Consider the following 18,167-nt stretch of genomic DNA (forward strand, 5'->3'; position numbering starts at 1 on the left):
CCACCGTCAGAGCCCGGCGGGGAACGCGTAGCTCGACGGCGGGTTCGCCTGCTGGCCGGGGGTGCCGTAGACCAGCGCGATCTCGTCGTGGGCGTGCAGCACGATCCCGGCCGGGTCACCGGTGTACGGCTTGCCGTTGACGTACGCCCGGAGGGTCTTGCCGTCGCCGGCGGTGAGTCCGCCGAGCTGGTTCTGCGAGAGCGCCACCTGCCACTCGGTGAAGAACTGTCCGAGGCTGAAGTTGGCGTTCACCGGCGACTCGACGTGCAGCACACCGGTGGTGTCGTGGGTGTGCAACGGGCTGATCCCGCCGCCGGCCTCGTCGATGCCGATCTCGGCCGGTACGGTGACCGGCTTCCCGTCGACGATCACGTCGAGGTGGGCGTGGATGTGCTCGACCGTTCCCTCGGTGCCGAGCATCGGCAGCCCGGCGGCCTGTACCCGGGCGGTCGGGTCGGCCGGTAGCGACCACGGCGGCTGGTCGGTACGTCCCTGGGCGGTACTGGGCGCAGTGGTGGGAATCGCCGGTTCGGCGGCGTTGTCCGCCGCGTGGCCCGGCCGGTTGAGGACCACCACCAGGGCGACGGCGACCAGGAGTACCGCGACCAGACCGCCGCCGACGCCCCAGAAGAGTCGGTGCGCCCGGCGTTCCCGGCGCCGGGCGTGCTCCATCGCCTTCCGTGCCGCCTCGGCACGGGCCTTCCGGCTCTGGTTCTGACTCGGCATGCTGGCTGCTCTCCTCGGCTGCGGATGCCCCGGGCTGCGGATGCCCCGACCTGCGGGTGCCCCGGATCGGGCGGTCGTCCCACGATGCGTCGCGCGGTTGGGAGTTCCCGGAGAGGCGGCTGAACGTTCGGTGGGACCCCCGCCGCAGGTGACGTAGGTCGCACCAGCAAGCCTGGCGAGCCGGCCGGGTCGGGGATCCAGCGGGTCGCGTGGTCTCCGTGCCTCACCCGGGTCGGCGGGTGAGGCGGCGGACGGCGGTGCGCAACCCGGCGGTGTCGAGGTCGGTGCCGGTGACCAGCGCCTGCAGCATCGCGCCGTCGAGCAGCGCGACGACCGCAGGGGCGTCGGCACCGTCGACGTACGCCTCCAGCAGGCCGCGGAGTCCGTGCAGCCAGGTTTCGGCGAGGGGTCGGAGGGTGAGGTCGCGGGCGGCGGCGAGGTAGAGCTCGTACTCGATGGTGGCCCGTTGTCGGTCGGCCAGATAGGCCGCGACGAGCTGGACCAGCGCGGCGGTCGGGTCCGGTGCGGTGGCGAGCCGGTCGGACCAGGAACGCAGCTCGGCGTCGAGTAGTTCGGTGGCGTGCCGCAGCCCGGCGGCGATCAGGTCGTCGAGGGTGGGGAAGTAGTAGGTGGTGGCGCCGAGCGGCAGGCCCGCCCGGGCGGCGACGGCGCGGTGGGTGGTCCGGCCGATGCCGACCTCGGCGACGACCTCCAGGACCGCGGTCGCGAGCGCCCGGCGGCGGGCCTGCGGGTCACGGGGGCGCTGCGGGCGTCCGGCGGCCACCGTGTCCGCCGGGCGTGGTTCGGACGGCCGGCGGTCCGGGGTCAATGGGAGGCTCCGCCCAGGTTGAGGGTGACCACGCCGGCGACGATGAGGCCGATCCCGGCGATCTTGACCGGGGTGATCGGTTCGTGGAGGAAGACGGCGCCGATGGCGACGATGGCGGCGGTGCCGAGACCGGACCAGATGGCGTAGGCGACGCCGACCGGTACGGCCCTCACCGCCTGGGAGAGCGCGGCGAAGGAGACCGCGTAGCCGGTGAGGCAGACGACGGTCGGCCAGAGCCGACTGAACCCGTCGGTGCTCTTGATCATGCTGGTGGCGAAGACCTCGGCCCCGATCGCCACTGCCAGGAACAGATACGCCATGCCCGTCCCTCCGCTCTTGTACATCCGCACAGACACGAATCTTGTACAGATGTACAAGAGCGAGCGTACAAGAGACGGGTCGGCTCAGGTCTCGCCGTTCGCCGCCGCCAGCCAGCCGCGTATCCCGGCGAAGACGTCGACCTCGTAGTCGGCGCGCACGTCGTGGGCGAGATCGGCGATGGTCACCGCGCGCAGCGCGGCGCGCCAGGCGGCGTCGGCGGCATGCATGGCGCGGGAGATCGCGCAGGGTACGAGGCACGCCTCGGCCGGGGCGGCGAGCGGCCCCCGCTGCCGGATCTCGGTGCAGACGAAGGCGGGACGGGGGCCGTCGACGGCCTCGACGACGTCGAGCACGGTGATCTCGTCCGGCGGGCGGGTGAGCAGGTACCCGCCGGCCTGACCCTGGACGGATTGGATCAGGCCAGCGCGGGAAAGCCCCTGTAGCTGCTTGGCGAGGTAGCTGGCGGAGACGTCGTGCAGTTCGGCGAGCCGGGCGGCCGGCACCGGTCCCGGGGCCGCGGTCAGTACGACGCAGCAGTGCAGCGCCCACTCGACCCCGCCTGACATCTTCATCACGCCACCCTACCTTGACTCGGACACATCTTGTCCGAGTAGCATCCCGGACAAGAGATATCCGAGTTCGGGTGACGGGCGGCCGGCCGACAGCGGCCGGCGCCGCGACCCGAGGACGAGAGGAACAGCCATGAAGATCGTGGTGATCGGCGGCAGCGGGCTGATCGGCGGCAAACTCGTGACCACACTGCGCGATCGGGGGCACGACGTACTGCCCGCCTCACCCTCCACCGGCGTGAACACCCTCACCGGCGAGGGACTCGCCGACGCCCTGGCCGGCGCCGACGTGGTCGTCGACGTGGCGAACTCGCCCTCCTTCGAAGACACCGCCGTCATGGAGTTCTTCCGCACCTCGGGGGAGCACCTGCTGCCCGCCGAGGCCGCCGCCGGGGTGAAACACCACGTCGCCCTCTCGATCGTCGGCGTCGACCGGAACCCGGACAGCGGCTACATGCGGGCCAAGGTCGCGCAGGAGGAGCTGATCAGGAACGGCTCGGTCCCGTACACGATCGTCCGGGCGACACAGTTCATGGAGTTCCTCAACGCCATCGCCCAGGGCAGCGCCGACGGTGACACGATCCGACTCACCTCGGCGCTGATGCAGCCGATCGCCGCCGACGACGTCGTCACGGCGGTCGCCGACGTCGCGCTCGCCGCCCCGGTCAACGGCATCGTCGAGATCGCCGGCCCCGAGCGGCTGTCGCTCGACGACCTCGGCCGACGGGTGCTCGCCGCCAACGGCGACAACCGGCCGGTGGTCACCGACCCCGAGGCCCGCTACTTCGGCTCCCGGCTCGACGACCGGTCCCTCGTTCCGGACGACGGCGCCCGCCTCGGCACCATCCACTTCGCCGACTGGTTGAGTCGCGCGGGTGCCGTGAAGTAGGCCGTCGGCGGCGGTGGCCCGGGCCGGTCACCGGCCGACCCGCCGGAACGTGACCACCAGACCGGCGTGGTCGGACGGCCACAGGCCGGAGGCGGTGCGGTCCCGCACCGCCTCCCCGACCAGCTCGGCGCGTACCGCCCACAACCGGCCCCGCTGGTGGAAGACGTGGTCGATCCGTTCGTCCAACCGGGACGGAAGATTCCGCAGATCGGGGTCCTGGGTGGCGGTGAAACCCCCGGGTACGCCGTGCACGGCCCGCCAGGCGTCCCGGTAACCACCGCTGGCGAACGTCCCGTACGGGCCGGTCGGGTCGGTGGGCGGCGAGTTCAGGTCACCGGCGACGATCACCGGGTACGGTGAGCCGGCCAGTGCGGCGTACAGTTCCCGGCCCTGGGCGTCGCGGACGGCCGGCACCGAGGGTTCCAGGTGTGTGGTGGCCACCCGTACCCGGTCGTGTCGGGTGGCGCCGACGTCCACGGCGATCCAGCCGCTGGGGAGGTCGAAGGTGATCCCGGCCGGGGTGTCGACCACCACCGTCGCCTCGTACAGGTGTGACCGCGGGTTGCTCGCCTGGAGTCCGTCCCGGATCAGCAGCGCGTTCCGGTCGGAGAAACTCGCCTGCTCGGTGGCACTGATCGGCAGCGTTCCGGTGAACATCGTGACGGTCGCGGCGGTGCGGTAGTGGAGTCCGACACCGCGCAGCTCCCGGAGCAGGATGTCCAGGAAGTCGTAGCTGACCTGGAGCGGGCCGCCGAGCGGGCCCTTCTTCCACAGTGCGACCTCCTGCAGGCCGAGCACGTCCGGGCGGGTCTTCGCGAGCAGCCGCGCGATGGCCCGGGCCCGGGTCGGGAAGTCGGTGTCGACCATCCGCTGGTAGGTGAGCCCGGCCCGTTCGACGAGTTCCGGCAGTGTCGGGGCGGTGAGCAGGCCGGTCAGGTCCGCGCCCTGATAGAGGTTGTACGTCGCGACCGTGAGGCGCTGCGGACCGTGTGCCCGGACCGGGGTGGCCGGACCGAACAGGGTGGCGACCACCACCACGGCGGCGAGCAGGGTACGGAAACGTCGGATCATGGCTTCTCCTCGCGGCGGCTCCCGGGCGGTGTCGCCGCATCGCGATCACCGGCACAAGGCTGGCGGAACGTTGACCTGCGCAAACACTCCGGCAGAGCGCTGAGCAACGACGACCGTAACGTGGATCCCGGAGTTGGTTAGCCAGAAAGGCGACACCCGACGGTGCATTGTCCGGACCGGTCGCCCGGCCGTGTCGTTTGTCCGACGACCGTCACTCGACGGCATGTCGATCTGTCTATTCGGGCAGGTGTGAGTGCTGTTCCACGGTGGACGGCCGGTCGTACGATGGCGGAGTGGACGAGCCGCAGATCGACCGTACGACACTGCGCGTGCTCGACGTTCTGCTGGACGGCTTCGAGCGGAACATCGACGTCCACGGCTGGCTGATCATGAAGGCCCTGGGTCGCTCCGGCCCCGCCGTCTACCGCTCGCTGGACCGGCTCGAGGAGTGGGGCTGGATCGAGTCCCGCTGGGAAACCCTGGCCCCGGGCGAGGATCGGCCCCGGAAACGCTACTACCGGATCGTCGCGGACCGGGTGGAGGCGGCCCGTTCCCGGGTACGGGCACAGTCCCGTCCGGTGCCGTCCCGACTGCGGCCCCGGTTCGGCTTCATGAGCCGGCGGCTGGCGGCGCGCTGATGAGCGGCATCGAGATCGTTCTCGGGATTGTCCTCGGTCTTGTCGTCAACGAGACCACCGAACTGTCCCCCTGGCTGGCGCGCGCCTTCGTGGGCTGGTCGGCCCGGATCCAGTACAGCGGGACGGAGCAGGCGGAGATCCGCGCGGAGGAGCTCAAGGCGCTGATCAACGTCCGCCCGGGCAAGCTCTCGAAGCTCTTCACCGGGCTCGGTTTCGTCTCCTCGGCGGTGCTGTTCCGGATCCGGCGGTTCCTCCGCCCGGAGACGGCCGCCACCGGGGACTCGGTGCCCGAGATGCCGGTCGGCCCGTCCCGGAGCCTGGTGTTGGAGGACGAGCCGACGGCGCTGGTGGCGCGGTACCTCTTCCCCAGCGAACGCTACCGGGGCGAGTGGCGGCGGCACTGGATCAGTCTCGTCAAGTCCGGCGGAATCGTATTGATCTACGGCGTACTCGGCGTTTGGGCGGTGCAGGTCCGGATCAAGCCCCGGTACGTCGACGACCTGACGATCTGGATCGTCGTGATCACCGTTCTGCTGCTCCTGTGGCAGTTTCCCCGTTGGTACTTCAACCGCCTGATGCTGACCAACAAGCGCCTGATGACCACCCGTGGCGTGCTGCGTCGCCGGGTCGAGATGCTGCCGCTCATCCGGGTCACCGACCTCCAGTACGTCCAGTCGCCGCTCGGCCGGCTGCTGAACTACGGGACCTTCGAGAACCAGACGGAGCGCTGGCGCAAACCGCTGCGCCGGCTCCACGACCTGCCCAACCCGAACGAGCTCTACCTGCGGATCGTCGAGGAGATGTACGAGCCGGCGGCGGTCGAGGCCCGGCTCGGCTATGACAGCGGCGACCCCTCCGACGCTGACCACGATCTTTCGGCCCTCGACAACCTGTTCGAGACGTGGCCGCCAGCGGAGCACGACGGGGTCGCGCCGTCAGCGCCCGACGACAACCTGACGTCCGAGACACGGATCCCGGCACCCCGCCGGCCGGCGGGGCAGGGCAGCCCGATCGACGATCAACTGGTCCGGCACCTCGGCGCGCTCACCGAGAACGTACAGATCCTGGTCACCGCCGTGCAGGCGCTCACCACCGCGTTGCCGTCGCAGGCCGGGCCGCCACCGACCGCGCCCCCGGACGGCGGGGGCGACGGAGCACGCCCGTCGCGTCGACGGGTGCCGGTCGGGCGTCGACGGGACGCGGCGGCCCGGGAGGCGGCCCGGTGGCGGCGTACGCTCCGGCGGTCCCAGCCCTCTCTGCGGCAGGCGACCGCCGAATCCGCCAACGGCGCCGTGCCACCGGCCAGCTGACCGCGCCGGCGCGGCCGGCAGCAGGGGAAGGCTGCGGCGGGAGACGATAGCGTACGGTCGGTGGAAGCAGCCGACCGGAGCCCCGGAGGCGGTGCACTTCACCGTACGGGCGATCGAGGCGCACAGGTCGACGCTGCCGGCCGACGACCCGCTGGTCGCCCGATCCACCGCCGCCCTGGAACGGGTGACCCGTGCTCTGCCGCCGATCGGGTTGGCGCTGCGCGGCCTGACCCTCACCCCGTCCGGGGTGATGGCCTGCGCGTACCCGGTCGACTCGGCGGCGGACCGGTTCGCGGCCCGGCTCGGCGTCGAACTGGGCGACGACGCCTGGTTCGAGGCTGACTTCCACCGCAACATCTGGTACGCCACGCTTGTGCACTTCGCCGGACCGATCGCCGACCCGGCGGCGGTGGTCGAGTGGGTGGCGGCCCGGCGCCACCGGTCCCTGGGCACAGCCGAGGTGACCGCCGCCGAACTTGTCCGTTTCCGGTTCAACGACCGCCAGCCGGTACGGGTGCCGCTGGCCACCCGCCAGCTCGGCGCGCCGGCCCGGGGCGCCTGACGCCCTGACCGGTCGGCGACCGCCCGACCGCTGCCGGCCGGATCAGTCGAGTCGGGCGGCGATGGTCCGCGCACAGGCCATGGCCTCGCTGTTCGTGGTGTCCACCGTCAGGTCGTAGACGACGCCCTGGTGGACCGTTTCCGCCTCGGTCGCGGCCATCCCGTGGTACCGGTCGCCACGGGCGATCTCGCGGCCCACGGCGACCTCCAGATCGCACCGGACCCCGACCCACAGCACGTCGAGGCCGGCGAGGGCCTGCCGCCACCGCTGCTGGTCCGCCGCCCCGGCCAGGAAGAGGCCGTCGGTGATGATCCGGGCGCCGGCCCGGGCCATCGCAGCGATGCCCGCCATCCACGCCGTCTCGGCGGCCAGGAACTCCGGCCCGACCTGCACCCCAGCCTCCGGGTCCATCGTCACCCCCTCGGGGCGTGTCCGCATCGACGCCGGGATCACCTCGAGGACCAGGGTGTCGGTGCCGACCACGAGCCAGGGGTCGGGCAGGATCGCCTGCAGGCAGCGGGCGATTCCCGACTTACCCGCGCTCGAGCCGCCGTTCAACATAACCACCTGGACCGCCACCAGCCCAGGGTAAAGCCGCCGGACCTGCGGAAACGCGGGTTGTTGGCAGAAGGGCGCGGCGCTGTGCCGGGACGCGTCGCGGGCCCTGGTCCAGACGCCTGCCCAGGGATAGGCCGGCGTCGGTGAAGCCGTGCCGACGGTAGAAGCGCACCGCGTCGTCGTTGCGGTGGTGGATGCCGGCCGACAGGTACGTGATGCCCTGGTCGGTCGCCCACTGTTGGGCCGCCGCCAGCAACGCCGATCCGACCCCGAGTCCCCGGGCCTCGGGCAGCACCACCGTGTGCACCTGCGCCGAGGGCTCGGGACGCAGGATCTGGTGGTCCGGCGGGTCGGAGTGCCGTAACACCTCGACCATCCCGACCACGTGGCCGTCGGCAGCCTCGGCGACCAGAACGGCGTCCCGCCCCGCTGCGTCGGCCAGCACGGAGGTGAAGTGGCGCAGCACCGCCGCCTGCTGCGGAACGCGGTAGATCTCCGGGTCGAGGGCGAGGTGCGCCTCGGCGTTGGCGAGGCGCAACCGCACCAACGAGGGCACGTCCGCCACGGTCGCCGGGCGAATCGTCAGCCCCATCTTCCGCATCGTCCCGATCCTAGGGGTCGGCGCGGCAGCCCGGGGTCCTGGAACGGTCGGCAGGCTCAGCCCGTGGCCGTTACTGGCAGGAACGGGCTCGGCGTACCGCTCCAGGACAGGTGCAGCGCCTCCCGGGCCCGGGTGCAGGCGACGAAGAGCACGCAGCGCTCCCGGAGCAGGTCGCTGCCGTGCTGGATCGGGTCCACGTCGGCCGGGGTGACCTCCTTGCCGAACGGTACGGCGCTGGCGGTCACCCCGAGCACGGCGACGCAGCGGAACTCCAGCCCCTTCATCGCGTGCATGGTCGCCAGGCGTACCCCGTCGACGTCGGCGGCCGGTTGGTCGCGTACCCGGACGGCGGGGATGTCGGCGTCGGCGAGCGCCTCCCGGACCTTCTCCAGCAGCAGGTTGAACCGGGTGCAGACGGCGATCTCGCTGGGGCGTACCCCCTGGTCCAGCCATTGGCGGACCTGGGTGACCAGGGCCGCGACCTCGGCCTGCTCGCTGGGTTGGCCGCCGACGTGCGGCTGCCGGCCGCGCAGCAGGGACCGGTAGCCGGCCAGGCTGTCGGTGCCGTCGCCGCCGAGTTCCTCGACCCGGGTGTGGTCGAGCAACCGCGTGGACCAGGTGAGGATCTCCTCCGTACTCCGGTAGTTGATCCGGAGCCGGAAGCTGCGGCCGGCGGTGGGGACGCCGAGCGCGGCGAGGGAGACCCGGGAGTCGTAGATCCGCTGGTGCGGGTCGCCGGTGACGAAGAGGTCGTCGGGGCCGGCGGGTACGGCGGCGCGCAGCACCCGCCACTGCGCCGGGTGCAGGTCCTGTGCCTCGTCGACGACGACGTGGTCGAACCGGTGCGCCGTCGCCGGGGCGGCGTCGGCGAGCAGCCGGGCCGCGTCGGCGCAGAGCTGCAGGTGGGTGCTGGCGCCGGTGGCCCGCAGTTCGGACCGGAACGTCTCGACCGCCTGCCAGAGCCGTTCCCGCTGACGGGCGCCGAGGGTGTTGCCCCGGCCGCGTCGGACCACCTTCTGGTACGCGGCCAGGTCCTCGACCTGCTGGGCGAGGATGACGTGCCGGTATTCCTGGGCCAGGAACTGTTCGGTCCAGGGCAGGTCGAGCCGGTTTCGGACCCGACGCCAGAGTTGCCGTTCGTCGACGTCGCCGAGCAGTGCCGGCACCCGCCCGGCCAGGTCCCGGACGGCCCGCACCGCGTACGCGTTGACGGTGGTCACCTCGACCCGGTCGAGCCGTTTCGGGTCGTTGTCGAGCAGCAGCGCCAGGTTCTCCCGCAGGGTGTGGGCGAGCGCGTTGGTGTAGGTGGTGAGCAGCACCCGACGGTCGGGGGAGCGGGCGAGCAGGTGTTTGACCCGGTGCAGCGCCACCACCGTCTTGCCGGTGCCGGGCCCGCCGGTCACCTGCACCGGCCCGGTGTACGTCGCCCGGTAGGCGACCCGGCGCTGGGACGGGTGCAGGAAGACCCGCCAGGCGGCGAACGGCTTCTCCAGGATGTCGGCGAGGTCGTCGGCGCTGCTGACCAGGGTGATCCGGTTGCTGGTGTTGGCGATCGCGATCGCCAGGCTGTCGCTGCTCGGATCGCGTTCGTCGGCGTCGGCGGGACGGCGTTCGGCGACGATGTCCCGGTACACCTCGTCCGGGGTGTTGCCTTCGGCGAGGTACTGCAGGACCTCGAACTGGTCCTCGGGCAGCAGGGTGCCGAACGCTTCCAGTTGCGGCTTGTCGATGATCGTCCGGACCGCGCGGAGCACCTGGTCGTCGATGCCGAGCTGGCGCAGCGTCTTGTCGGAGTGGGTGGCGAAGAGCAGGCTCGGTGCCGTCTTCGCGGCCTTCTCCAGCGCCGGGGTGAGCTGTTCGAGGGCGACGACGTTGCGGACCTCCAGCGCCCGGGTGGCGCTGTTGACGGTGTAGAGGCGTTTCGCCGCCCAGCCGTACGCCTCGTCGTGCGGGACGACGTTGAGCAGCAGGAACGTGTCGCTGCCGTCGTCGGGGGCGAGGACCACGCCGCGCCAGAAGTCGCTGACCCGGATGGTCCGCATCCGGGGGTCGCGGGCGTTGTTCACCGACTCCAGGTGCAGGCCCTTGTCGGCGTGCAGTTCGGCGATGCTGAGCTGCTGGAACTTCGCCATCGCCTTGCGTACGCCGGCCCGGACCGGTTTTTCGAGCAGCTCCCAGCTCTCCCAGAAACTGTTGGCGAGGGCGAGGTGCGGCACGGCGGACCTCCAGAGTGGTCAGTCGATCGCGGCCTGCCACACCCTACCCGCCGCATCCGCGGAATGACGCTCCGGCGGCCGAGGGAGGTGCTCGGCGGCGATCTGGGCGATCTGCGCCGGGGTGCCGGCCATGATGGTGCGGGCGTGCTCGGTGACGAGGTCGACGGGCCAGTCCCACCAGGCGGCGCGGAGCAGCAGCTCGACGTCGTGGTCGTCGAACCGTTGCCGGATCGGGCGGGCGGGGTTGCCGCCGACGATGGTGTACGGCGGTACGTCGGTGGTGACCACCGCACCGGCGGCGATGATGGCGCCGTCGCCGATCTGTACGCCCGGCATGATGGTGGCCTGGTAGCCGCACCACACGTCGTTGCCGAGCACGGTGTCGCCCCGGCTCGGCAGGCCGGTGACGATGTCCAGCGTCCGGTCGGTCCAGACGCCGCCGAACATGGTGAACGGGAACGTGGAGACGCCGATCGTGGGGTGCTCGGCGCCGGCCATCAGGAACCGGGTGCCGGCGGCGATCGCGCAGTACCTGCCGATGACCAGCCGCTCCGGCCCGTAACCGTAGAGCACGTTGCGGTGCTCGAACGCTGTCGGGTCGTCCGGGTCGTCGTAGTAGGTGTACTCGCCCACCACGATCTTCGGCGAGGTGACCAACGGTTTGAGGAACACCACGCGGTCGTGGGCGGGCAGCGGGTGCAGGATCGTGGGGTCGGGGGTCACGGTATCTCCTCGCGGTGAGATGGTCGGTGCTTTTGAATGGGGGTGGCGGGTTACGCCAGGTCCGCCAGTACCCGGGCGCGGGTGGGGTGGCGCAATTTCCGCATCGCCGCGCTCTCGATCTGGCGGATGCGTTCCCGGGTCAGCCCGTGTCTCCGGCCGATCTCGTCCAGGGTGCGGGGATGGTCGTCGTCCAGGCCGTACCGCTGGCGGATCACGGCGGCCTCCCGCTCGGTGAGGGTGCCCAGCACATTGTCGAGGTACCGACGCCGCCAGCGGGTCGCGACCGTGATGGCCGGGTCGGGTGCGTCGTCCGGGATGAGGTCGCGCAACTCGGCCTCGCCGTCGGTGCCGACCGGAGTGTGCAGCGAGACCGGTTCGCGGTTGTGTCGCAGCAGCTGTTCCACCTTCTCCGGCGGTAGGTCGAGGTGGGCCGCGATCTCGGCGGGAGTGGGCTCCCGGTCGAGCTGTTGTGCCAGCGTACGGCGGGTGCGGATGACCCGGTTGAGTACCTCCACCAGGTGGACGGGGAGTCGGATGGTGCGGCTCTGGTCAGCCAGGGCGCGGCCGATCGCCTGCTTGATCCACCAGGTGGCGTAGGTGGAGAACTTCAGCCCGCGCCGGTGGTCGAACTTCTCCACGGCGCGCATCATCCCGATGGTGCCCTCCTGGATCAGGTCGAGCAGGGGTAGTCCGCCGGCGACGGCGTACCGCTTGGCGATCGAGACGACCAACCGGAGGTTGGCCTCGACCATCTGTTGTCTGGCGCGTCGGCCGTCCGCCGCGCGCCGCCGCAGTTCGGCGCGCTCGGCGGGGTCGAGCTGGTCGCCGTCCTCGTCCAGCCGCCGCTGGGCCAGGGCGCCGGCCTCGATGCGGGCGCCCAGGCGCACCTCCTGCTCGGCGGCGAGCAGCGGGGTGCGGCCGATCGCCCTGAGATAGTCGGCCACCGCGTCGGTGGTGGGACCGGCGGGCGTGGTGCGGGTGGTGACGGGCAAGCGCGGTGTCCTTCCGGGTTGACGCTGGGCGGTGCGGTGGTCGCGGCGGGCGGTCAGGGACGTCGGGCCTGTCCCATGCCGCGTTGGCGGGCGGCGGTGCGATTGCCTGGGTTGATCGCCATGCGGGGCTGCTCCTTCCGTGCCGGCCGCTCACCAGCACGGGTACAAACTTAGGTCGAGCCTAGAAGCATGTCAAGAAAAAACTTAGGCCCGACCCATGTATAGTGGCGGAATGACCGTGCAGAGCACCGGCCTCAGAGCCCTGAAGAAGCAGCTGACCAGGGAGAACATCTCCAACCAGGCCACCCGGCTGTTCCTCGAACGGGGCTTCGACAACGTGACGATCGCCGACGTGGCCGCCGCCGCCCAGGTCGCCAAGATGACCGTCACCAACTACTTCCCGCGCAAGGAAGACCTGGCCCTGGACATGCGCGAGGTGTTCGTGCAGCAGTTGGCCGCCGCCGTCCGCGAACGTGAACCGGGCGAGTCGGCGCTCGCCGCCCTGCGCCGGGCGTACCTCGCCGCCGTGGCCGGGCACGATCCGGTCGTCGGGTTCTCCGGCCCCGAGTTCGCCCGCATGATCATCGACAGTCCGGCGCTGGTGGCCCGCCTACGGGAGTTCCACGACGAGCGGGAGAGAGTCCTCGCCGCGACCCTGGCCGAGGAGACCGGCGCCCCGGACGGCGACCTCATGCCCCGGGTCGCCGCCACCCTGCTGGCCGGCGTTCACCGGCTGCTCTTCGAGGAGACGATGCGCCGTACCCTCGCCGGCGACGACAACAACTCGATCGCCGAGGCCATCACCCGCGAGGCCCGGGTCGCCTTCGAGGTCCTCGGGGCGTCACTCGCGGATTACGCGACCCGGCCGGCCGGATAGCCGGGTCGCGGCCGTCAACTCCCGAAGCGGTCGACCAGCCAGAGATGTGCCGGCGTTCGGCGGTTTCGGAACGGCGAGGCCGCCCGGCAAGCTCTGGGAGTTGCCGACAGACGACAACGGGGTGGTGTGGTCATGCGGGCGACGGGCGATCGTCGGTGGCGCCAACTGCCGGCGGACGTGCGGGCCGAGGTCCGGCGGCGGGCGGGACGCGGCGAAGGGTACCCGGATCCGGCGGTGGCAGGCGCGGCGGTGGCCTGGGCGGGGCGTGCGCGTCTGACGCGTGTGGCCCTGCTCCACGGTTGCTTCATCGCGTTGGTGGTCGCCGCTGGCGCGGCCGGCGGGTCCGGTCCGGTTGCCGCAGCCGGCGGCGCGGTCGAGTGGATGGTGCCGGTCGTTGTCCTGCTGTTATCTCTGGCACTGCTGTTCGTGGCCGCCCGCCGGCTGAGCCGGTCACCGGCCAGGGTGGAAGCCGCCAACCTCGGGTGGTTGGCCGATGAGGAACGCGTCACCCCTCCGCCGACGCCGGTGGCGATCCACCTTCGTAGGCCGCTGCTCTCGTGGGTCTGGCGGCCGTTCGTCTCCGCAGCGTGTTTCTGGAACTTCGCGCGCGGCCAGGATTTTCCGTTGCCCGGGTTCGGACCCTGGGTCTTTCTCTTGCTCGGGATCGTGATGGCCGTTGCCGCGGTGGCGGGGTACGTGCGGTCCCGGGAGCCGTTGGCGCTGCTCGGGCCGGACGGCGTACATCTGACCCGTTCCGAATCGTCGGCACCGGTCCCGTGGGCGGGGATCGGTCGTATCCGACCGCTGGCGGAAGCGGTCTGGAACCCGCCGCACACGTTCAAGGCGGCGTACCGCAGCTATCTGGCCTGGGAGTTGCTCTCGGGCGGAGACCTCGAACGTCGGCTTGGACTCGTTGGCGACAGCGAGTATCCGACACTGGCCCGGCAGCTACCGGGCTTTCTGTTCGACATCGCCCGGATCCGGCCCGACGCTTTGACGATCATCCGCGCGTCGCGTGCCTTCGCCGCCGCGGCAGGCGAGCCCCAGGAGACCGAGGCCAGCGGCGGAGACGGCACCCCGTCCGCCTCCGCCACCGCCTGACGCGCCGCATCCGAAAGCCGGAGCGGATCACGCCCACCTGGGCGGGGTGTCAGTCAGTTTCCTTGGGGTGACCAACGCCCGCGTAGGTGATCCAGACGGTCCGGGCGTTGTCGTCGACCAGATACCAGATCCGTCCGCCGCCGGTGACCTCGTACTGCCAGCGTTCAAGGTGCTGGCCCTTCCACGCGCCGCTGGCGAGCGAGCCCTTGAGGCGGTGGTGGCGCTCCGGCGCTGCTTTCGCCTTCGGGTTGGTCCGGATGGCGTCGTACGCCCGCCGGAGGTTGGCGGCGGCCTGACGGGCCAGTTCCTCCCAGCCGACGGCTGCCGAGGAGTTGGCGAACCTGAGGTCGTATTCCGCGCCGATCGGCGGCGGTGCCGCCCGGTCGCCACGCTTCGGACTCATCGCTCCTCATCCGCGGGCGGCGGCACGGCACCGAAGTCGCCCTCGGGCTCACGGCTGAGGATCTCCAGCAGGGTGGGGTCGCTGTACACCTCGGCGGTGTGCCGCCACTGGGCCAGCAGCACCGCGATCGGGGTCAGGTTGTCCAACGATGCGGCCCCCTGGGTTACCGCCACAAGTTCGGAGAGGAGCTGATCGACGTCCGTTTCCGGGAGAAAGGTGACCCAGGGAAGCGCGTCGACCAGAACTCGGCGTACCGCGTCCAGGGAGCCGGTGCGGACCAGGCCGGCCAGCAGGCGGGCGGTGAAATCGACGACAACAGCTTCGCGTTCCATCTGGTCGGCCCGAATCAGGGCCAGATCGTCGGCGTCGCGGCGGCGGAGCCGCAGCGCGCGTACGACGTTCAGCCGCTCTGCGGCCGCACCGGGACGGTGCAGGAACTCGCTGAACGGCACCTCGTCATGGACCGCAACCATGACATCCACACTACCGTGGATATTCGTTTCTACCAGCACCGTTCCTTGATCAGGATTGACGAGGAGGGCCGGCAGCGCCCGGCGATCACTCCGCGAACGGGGGTCGTGGCAGCGGTGCTGGCGGCAGTACACCCGGACGGGCGCACCCGTGACACCATCTGTCGATGCGACCGGAATCCCGCCACCTCAGCGTGTACATCGACCGGCCGGTGGCGGAGGTGTACTCGTTCGCCTCCGACCCGGCGAACCTGCCCCGGTGGGCGCCAGGGCTGGGCAGCTTGGTGGTGAAAGTCGACGACAAGTGGTTCGTCGAGACGCCCGAGGGGCGGGCCCGCGTGATGTTCGCCCCGGACAACCGGTACGGCGTGCTCGACCATGAGGTGCTGACGCCCTCCGGTGCGACGGTGTACGTGCCACTACGCGCCATCGCCGACGGCGACGGCTGCGAGGTGGTCTTCACACTGCGCCGTACCCCCGGGATGACCGACGCGGAATTCGAGCGGGACACCGCGCTGGTCAGCGGCGACCTCGCCCTGCTGAAGAAGGTCCTGGAGAGCACCGGCACCTGAGAGCATGGCGCGCTGCCTGTCCCGACACGCCACTCTCGGCATTCTCAGGCTGATTCCCGCTGACGATCCGGGTCGGCGGCTGACGGCGTCGGCAGCATACGTTGCTCGTGCACCCGGACCTCGGCACGGTACCGGTGGGCCGCCGGATGCCAGATCTCCTCGAACGGTCCCATCACGTCGCCGCCCGCGCCCCGGCGTCGTACCCGCAGGCCCAGCCAGCTGAGCCCGGCCAGGATCGCGGCCAGCGTGACGGCGAGCACCAGGACCGGCAGGACGGCATCCATGAGCCGAGACTACGCCCGGCACGCCGGTCCTCCAGTCCGGCCAGCGTGCGGTGGGCGGGCAGCCCGAACGTGTACGGACCAGCCGGGCCGAGGCGCCACCCACAGTTCGCGATGTGCCTGAGAGTCACCACGGTGACTCTCAGGCACGTTGTCCAAACGACGAACCGCTGCCGCCGGGGCAGGCCGCTGCCGAACAGAGCTTGCCGAGCGGCCGGCGCAACCTTTCCGCGCATCCGACTCGTACGTCCTGCAGACACGAACGAAAGGTGGCCAATGCCGGAACCGGAAAGTTTTGACGACTTCGTCCGCGCCTGCTCCCATCGACTGTACCGGGTCGGATACCTGCTGACCGGCGGCAACCGGGCCCAGGCGGAGGATCTGGTCGCCGAGGTGCTCGCCCGGGTCTACCTGGCCTGGCACCGAATACGACCCGGAGACGGCTTCGGGTACGCCCGCCGAACCATGGTCAACCTGCACACCGACTGGTGGCGTGGGCTGCGACGCCAACGCGAAACACTCAGCGCCGTCGTGCCGGACGTGACCGACGGTGTGGACCACGGCGGCCGGTTCGCGCAGCAGGACAGCGTGATGCGTGCGCTGCGCCAGCTCACCCGCCGGGAACGGGCCGTGGTGGTGCTGCGCTACTTCCTCGACCTCACCGAGCAGGACACCGCCGTCGAGCTGGGCGTCACGCGCGGCACGGTGAAGAGCACCAATGCCCGCGCGCTCGCCAAGCTGCGCGTCTCTCCTGACCTCGTCGAGCCTGACCTCGTCGAGCCGTCGAGGTCAACCGATCTGCCGTCGCGGGTGGGAGCCCCGACCCGACCCAGGGAGTCCTGATGCGAGACATCCACGATTTGCGTCACGCCCTCAACGCCGAAACCACGGACGTGGCCGTACACATCTCACCGGACCTGGTCCGGCGCCGCGCCCACCGGATCCGGACCTGGCGTCGGACCGTGGCCGCCGCCGCCGTGATCGCCGTCGCGGCCGGTACCGTCTCCACGGTCAGGCTGGTCAACGCCGCGACCCCGGGCTTCGACGTCGCCGGGCCGCCGTCGTCGGGTACGTCCCTCTGCCCGAGCCCTCCGGACGGTCCGACCAGCGAGATGGACGCCCTCGGGACGTTGGTCGAAACCGGTGCCGTTCTCGACGTACCGAGCAGGAACCTCCGATACGACGTCCTCATCGGCCTCACCTGGACCATCGACGAGCCCGGCTTCGCAGTGGCCTTCCGCGATCAGCAGGCCGGCACGGTCGAGGTGTGGGACACGACGCTGGAGGTGCGCGACCCTAGCGGGGACCTGGCAGGGAAGCGGGCCGACGATCCGCCCCGTCAGTTCCTCAGCAGCCAACTCGAACTCGGGCCGAACACCGTCCTCGACGTCGGGCTCTACACCAGGACGGCGCACCGCATCACGGTCGCCTCCGAGGGAGCCGCGACAGACGCCGAGACCTCCCGGAACGCCGCCACCGGCTGGACCCTCTTCTGGGCCCAGCGCCGGGCCACTCCGCTGCCGCCGGAGCGGCACACGGTCTCGGGGTTCTACGAGGGCCCGGAACAGGTGACACTCACCGCGTACGACGCCGTCGGGCAGCCACAGCACACCGTCACCGGCGGCCTGGGCGTCGGCGGCAGCGTGCAGAACCCGAGAGACGGGTCCGCCGGGCCGGCCGATCCGACCAGCTCACCCACCACCCCGACGGCGACCTGCCCGTCCCCGGACGACGCCCCGAGATAGCAGCGGGCAGCCGTTCCGAGAGGCGGAGCCCCGGGCCAGCCGCAGAGGCGGCTCCCGGGGCTCCGACGCATCCTGTCGCTCACGCGCCGACCCATGCCCCAAGCCAGACGAGTGGTCGTGGCGGCGTCGCGAGGAGCAGGCGTCAGGAAACCGACGGCGGCCAGCGGTGGGTACGCCATTCGTCCCAGGTCGCGAATCCCGCCGGCGGGTCGTCGATCGGCTCGCTGCCGTCGAGTTCGCCTGGCGTGGGGATGTCGATGGTGGTCGCCCACTCAGCCAGTTCCTCGTCGGACATCGGCCACGTCGTGTGTGGCGCCTCGGCTTGGCGCTGGTCCAGGCGTCTACGCTGCTCGGCCCGGGTCACCTCGAAATAGCGCATCTGCACCGCTGCGCCGAGGTCTGCTGCTGCCTGCCGTAGGGAGGAGCGTTCGTCTCGACTCCACAGTCCGTAGTCGATCACGACGTTGTTGCCGAGTTCGAGGGCGCGTAGCCCGATCTCGATGAGTCGTCCTTCGATCACGTCCTGAGCCGACGGCGGATTCTCGTGCCCGTAGAGAGCCTTCACCCACTCGTCCTTCGTGAGACGAAGGGCTCTCTGCTCGACCTCGATGCGCCGGGCGGCGGTGGTCTTCCCGGTACACGGAAGTCCCACGGTCAGGAACAGTGTCGGTTGCCGCATCATCCCTGGCTACCGCAGATGCCGGGCCAGGTCG

Annotated in this window: 23 protein-coding genes; 9 read left to right on the top strand and 14 right to left on the bottom strand. The window is 71.1% G+C overall.

Annotated elements, in window-relative coordinates; genetic code table 11:
* Nucleotides 1-6: 6 nt before the first annotated feature.
* The 4 genes from ABGB21_RS08050 to ABGB21_RS08065 all read right to left on the bottom strand — a co-directional run bounded on the left by ABGB21_RS08050 (nt 7) and on the right by ABGB21_RS08065 (nt 2,448).
* Nucleotides 7-726 carry a hypothetical protein gene (locus ABGB21_RS08050; RefSeq protein WP_347677114.1) on the bottom strand — a complete coding sequence of 240 codons (720 nt, stop codon included), beginning with the start codon at nt 724-726 and terminating at the stop codon, nt 7-9.
* A gap of 223 nt (nt 727-949) precedes the next feature.
* The gene (locus ABGB21_RS08055; RefSeq protein ID WP_347655750.1) at nt 950-1,510 is read right to left on the bottom strand and encodes a TetR family transcriptional regulator; all 561 of its coding nucleotides are present in this window, start codon (nt 1,508-1,510) and stop codon (nt 950-952) included.
* A 41-nt stretch (nt 1,511-1,551) separates the two neighbouring features.
* Entirely contained in the window at nt 1,552-1,875 is a 324-nt protein-coding gene (locus ABGB21_RS08060; protein ID WP_347677116.1) for a multidrug efflux SMR transporter, read from the bottom strand.
* Nucleotides 1,876-1,959: 84 nt separating this feature from the next.
* The gene (locus ABGB21_RS08065; RefSeq protein ID WP_347677118.1) at nt 1,960-2,448 is read right to left on the bottom strand and encodes an Rrf2 family transcriptional regulator; all 489 of its coding nucleotides are present in this window, start codon (nt 2,446-2,448) and stop codon (nt 1,960-1,962) included.
* Between the two features lie 130 nt (nt 2,449-2,578).
* Between ABGB21_RS08065 and ABGB21_RS08070 the strand changes: the two genes are divergently transcribed.
* Nucleotides 2,579-3,334, top strand: a complete 756-nt coding sequence (locus ABGB21_RS08070; protein ID WP_347677120.1) for an SDR family oxidoreductase — start codon at nt 2,579-2,581, stop codon at nt 3,332-3,334.
* A 27-nt stretch (nt 3,335-3,361) separates the two neighbouring features.
* On the opposite strand, the gene ABGB21_RS08075 is transcribed toward ABGB21_RS08070, so the two are convergent.
* On the bottom strand, nt 3,362-4,405 hold the full coding sequence (locus ABGB21_RS08075) for an endonuclease/exonuclease/phosphatase family protein (protein ID WP_347677122.1): 1,044 nt from the start codon (nt 4,403-4,405) through the stop codon (nt 3,362-3,364).
* A 293-nt stretch (nt 4,406-4,698) separates the two neighbouring features.
* On the opposite strand from ABGB21_RS08075, the gene ABGB21_RS08080 reads away from it, so the two are divergent.
* The 3 genes from ABGB21_RS08080 (at nt 4,699) to ABGB21_RS08090 (ending at nt 6,915) form a co-directional block, all read left to right on the top strand.
* Complete coding sequence (locus ABGB21_RS08080; protein ID WP_347655745.1) at nt 4,699-5,043, top strand: winged helix-turn-helix domain-containing protein; 345 nt, start codon at nt 4,699-4,701, stop codon at nt 5,041-5,043.
* Entirely contained in the window at nt 5,043-6,353 is a 1,311-nt protein-coding gene (locus tag ABGB21_RS08085) for a PH domain-containing protein (protein WP_347677124.1), read from the top strand. Before ABGB21_RS08080 ends, ABGB21_RS08085 begins: the two co-directional genes overlap by 1 nt.
* A 91-nt stretch (nt 6,354-6,444) precedes the next feature.
* Nucleotides 6,445-6,915, top strand: coding sequence for a hypothetical protein (locus ABGB21_RS08090; RefSeq protein WP_347655743.1), 471 nt, complete (start codon nt 6,445-6,447; stop codon nt 6,913-6,915).
* 42 nt (nt 6,916-6,957) lie between these two features.
* On the opposite strand, the gene cpt is transcribed toward ABGB21_RS08090, so the two are convergent.
* From cpt to ABGB21_RS08115, 5 genes are read right to left on the bottom strand one after another with little or no spacing between them, the layout of a single operon-like run.
* Nucleotides 6,958-7,476 carry a chloramphenicol phosphotransferase CPT gene (cpt, locus tag ABGB21_RS08095; RefSeq protein WP_347655791.1) on the bottom strand — a complete coding sequence of 173 codons (519 nt, stop codon included), beginning with the start codon at nt 7,474-7,476 and terminating at the stop codon, nt 6,958-6,960.
* Nucleotides 7,448-8,074 (bottom strand): GNAT family N-acetyltransferase, encoded by a 627-nt coding sequence (locus ABGB21_RS08100; RefSeq protein ID WP_347655742.1) that lies wholly within the window; start codon nt 8,072-8,074, stop codon nt 7,448-7,450. The genes cpt and ABGB21_RS08100 overlap by 29 nt, the downstream gene beginning before the upstream one ends.
* A 56-nt stretch (nt 8,075-8,130) precedes the next feature.
* The gene (locus ABGB21_RS08105) at nt 8,131-10,290 is read right to left on the bottom strand and encodes a UvrD-helicase domain-containing protein (protein ID WP_347655741.1); all 2,160 of its coding nucleotides are present in this window, start codon (nt 10,288-10,290) and stop codon (nt 8,131-8,133) included.
* 18 nt (nt 10,291-10,308) lie between these two features.
* Nucleotides 10,309-11,013 carry a CatB-related O-acetyltransferase gene (locus ABGB21_RS08110; RefSeq protein ID WP_347655740.1) on the bottom strand — a complete coding sequence of 235 codons (705 nt, stop codon included), beginning with the start codon at nt 11,011-11,013 and terminating at the stop codon, nt 10,309-10,311.
* A gap of 50 nt (nt 11,014-11,063) precedes the next feature.
* On the bottom strand, nt 11,064-12,005 hold the full coding sequence (locus ABGB21_RS08115) for a sigma-70 family RNA polymerase sigma factor (RefSeq protein ID WP_347655739.1): 942 nt from the start codon (nt 12,003-12,005) through the stop codon (nt 11,064-11,066).
* 232 nt (nt 12,006-12,237) lie between these two features.
* On the opposite strand from ABGB21_RS08115, the gene ABGB21_RS08120 reads away from it, so the two are divergent.
* Nucleotides 12,238-12,882 carry a TetR family transcriptional regulator gene (locus ABGB21_RS08120; protein WP_347655738.1) on the top strand — a complete coding sequence of 215 codons (645 nt, stop codon included), beginning with the start codon at nt 12,238-12,240 and terminating at the stop codon, nt 12,880-12,882.
* Nucleotides 12,883-13,116: 234 nt separating this feature from the next.
* A complete protein-coding gene (locus tag ABGB21_RS08125) occupies nt 13,117-13,983 on the top strand; it encodes a hypothetical protein (protein WP_347655737.1) in 867 nt (288 codons plus the stop codon).
* Between the two features lie 49 nt (nt 13,984-14,032).
* Here ABGB21_RS08125 and ABGB21_RS08130 read toward each other — a convergent pair whose 3' ends face one another.
* Nucleotides 14,033-14,386: a hypothetical protein gene (locus ABGB21_RS08130; RefSeq protein ID WP_347677126.1), complete on the bottom strand. Its 354-nt coding sequence runs from the start codon at nt 14,384-14,386 to the stop codon at nt 14,033-14,035.
* Entirely contained in the window at nt 14,383-14,859 is a 477-nt protein-coding gene (locus ABGB21_RS08135; RefSeq protein ID WP_347677128.1) for a hypothetical protein, read from the bottom strand. The genes ABGB21_RS08130 and ABGB21_RS08135 overlap by 4 nt, the downstream gene beginning before the upstream one ends.
* Nucleotides 14,860-15,023: 164 nt before the next feature.
* Between ABGB21_RS08135 and ABGB21_RS08140 the strand changes: the two genes are divergently transcribed.
* The gene (locus tag ABGB21_RS08140; protein ID WP_347677130.1) at nt 15,024-15,428 is read left to right on the top strand and encodes an SRPBCC family protein; all 405 of its coding nucleotides are present in this window, start codon (nt 15,024-15,026) and stop codon (nt 15,426-15,428) included.
* Between the two features lie 44 nt (nt 15,429-15,472).
* Here the strand turns inward: ABGB21_RS08140 and ABGB21_RS08145 are convergent, their stop codons facing one another.
* Nucleotides 15,473-15,712 (bottom strand): hypothetical protein, encoded by a 240-nt coding sequence (locus ABGB21_RS08145; protein ID WP_347655731.1) that lies wholly within the window; start codon nt 15,710-15,712, stop codon nt 15,473-15,475.
* Between the two features lie 273 nt (nt 15,713-15,985).
* Here ABGB21_RS08145 and ABGB21_RS08150 point away from each other — a divergent pair, with 273 nt between their 5' ends.
* Nucleotides 15,986-16,552 (top strand): SigE family RNA polymerase sigma factor, encoded by a 567-nt coding sequence (locus ABGB21_RS08150; RefSeq protein ID WP_347655730.1) that lies wholly within the window; start codon nt 15,986-15,988, stop codon nt 16,550-16,552.
* Entirely contained in the window at nt 16,552-17,454 is a 903-nt protein-coding gene (locus tag ABGB21_RS08155) for a hypothetical protein (RefSeq protein ID WP_347677132.1), read from the top strand. The genes ABGB21_RS08150 and ABGB21_RS08155 overlap by 1 nt, the downstream gene beginning before the upstream one ends.
* Nucleotides 17,455-17,596: 142 nt before the next feature.
* Here the strand turns inward: ABGB21_RS08155 and ABGB21_RS08160 are convergent, their stop codons facing one another.
* Entirely contained in the window at nt 17,597-18,136 is a 540-nt protein-coding gene (locus tag ABGB21_RS08160; RefSeq protein ID WP_347677134.1) for an ATP-binding protein, read from the bottom strand.
* Nucleotides 18,137-18,167 lie beyond the last annotated feature (31 nt).

This window comes from Plantactinospora sp. B24E8, from assembly GCF_039871735.1.
Classification (GTDB): Bacteria; Actinomycetota; Actinomycetes; order Mycobacteriales; family Micromonosporaceae; genus Plantactinospora.

Bases quoted from the DNA above. Each gene is read 5' to 3' on its own strand.
- ABGB21_RS08050 (WP_347677114.1), bottom strand. From the start codon at position 726: ATGCCGAGTCAGAACCAGAGCCGGAAGGCCCGTGCCGAGGCGGCACGG.
- ABGB21_RS08060 (WP_347677116.1), bottom strand. From the start codon at position 1,875: ATGGCGTATCTGTTCCTGGCAGTGGCGATCGGGGCCGAGGTCTTCGCC.
- ABGB21_RS08065 (WP_347677118.1), bottom strand. From the start codon at position 2,448: ATGAAGATGTCAGGCGGGGTCGAGTGGGCGCTGCACTGCTGCGTCGTA.
- ABGB21_RS08070 (WP_347677120.1), top strand. From the start codon at position 2,579: ATGAAGATCGTGGTGATCGGCGGCAGCGGGCTGATCGGCGGCAAACTC.
- ABGB21_RS08075 (WP_347677122.1), bottom strand. From the start codon at position 4,405: ATGATCCGACGTTTCCGTACCCTGCTCGCCGCCGTGGTGGTGGTCGCC.
- ABGB21_RS08085 (WP_347677124.1), top strand. From the start codon at position 5,043: ATGAGCGGCATCGAGATCGTTCTCGGGATTGTCCTCGGTCTTGTCGTC.
- cpt (WP_347655791.1), bottom strand. From the start codon at position 7,476: ATGTTGAACGGCGGCTCGAGCGCGGGTAAGTCGGGAATCGCCCGCTGC.
- ABGB21_RS08100 (WP_347655742.1), bottom strand. From the start codon at position 8,074: ATGCGGAAGATGGGGCTGACGATTCGCCCGGCGACCGTGGCGGACGTG.
- ABGB21_RS08120 (WP_347655738.1), top strand. From the start codon at position 12,238: ATGACCGTGCAGAGCACCGGCCTCAGAGCCCTGAAGAAGCAGCTGACC.
- ABGB21_RS08130 (WP_347677126.1), bottom strand. From the start codon at position 14,386: ATGAGTCCGAAGCGTGGCGACCGGGCGGCACCGCCGCCGATCGGCGCG.
- ABGB21_RS08135 (WP_347677128.1), bottom strand. From the start codon at position 14,859: ATGGTTGCGGTCCATGACGAGGTGCCGTTCAGCGAGTTCCTGCACCGT.
- ABGB21_RS08140 (WP_347677130.1), top strand. From the start codon at position 15,024: ATGCGACCGGAATCCCGCCACCTCAGCGTGTACATCGACCGGCCGGTG.
- ABGB21_RS08145 (WP_347655731.1), bottom strand. From the start codon at position 15,712: ATGGATGCCGTCCTGCCGGTCCTGGTGCTCGCCGTCACGCTGGCCGCG.
- ABGB21_RS08150 (WP_347655730.1), top strand. From the start codon at position 15,986: ATGCCGGAACCGGAAAGTTTTGACGACTTCGTCCGCGCCTGCTCCCAT.
- ABGB21_RS08155 (WP_347677132.1), top strand. From the start codon at position 16,552: ATGCGAGACATCCACGATTTGCGTCACGCCCTCAACGCCGAAACCACG.
- ABGB21_RS08160 (WP_347677134.1), bottom strand. From the start codon at position 18,136: ATGATGCGGCAACCGACACTGTTCCTGACCGTGGGACTTCCGTGTACC.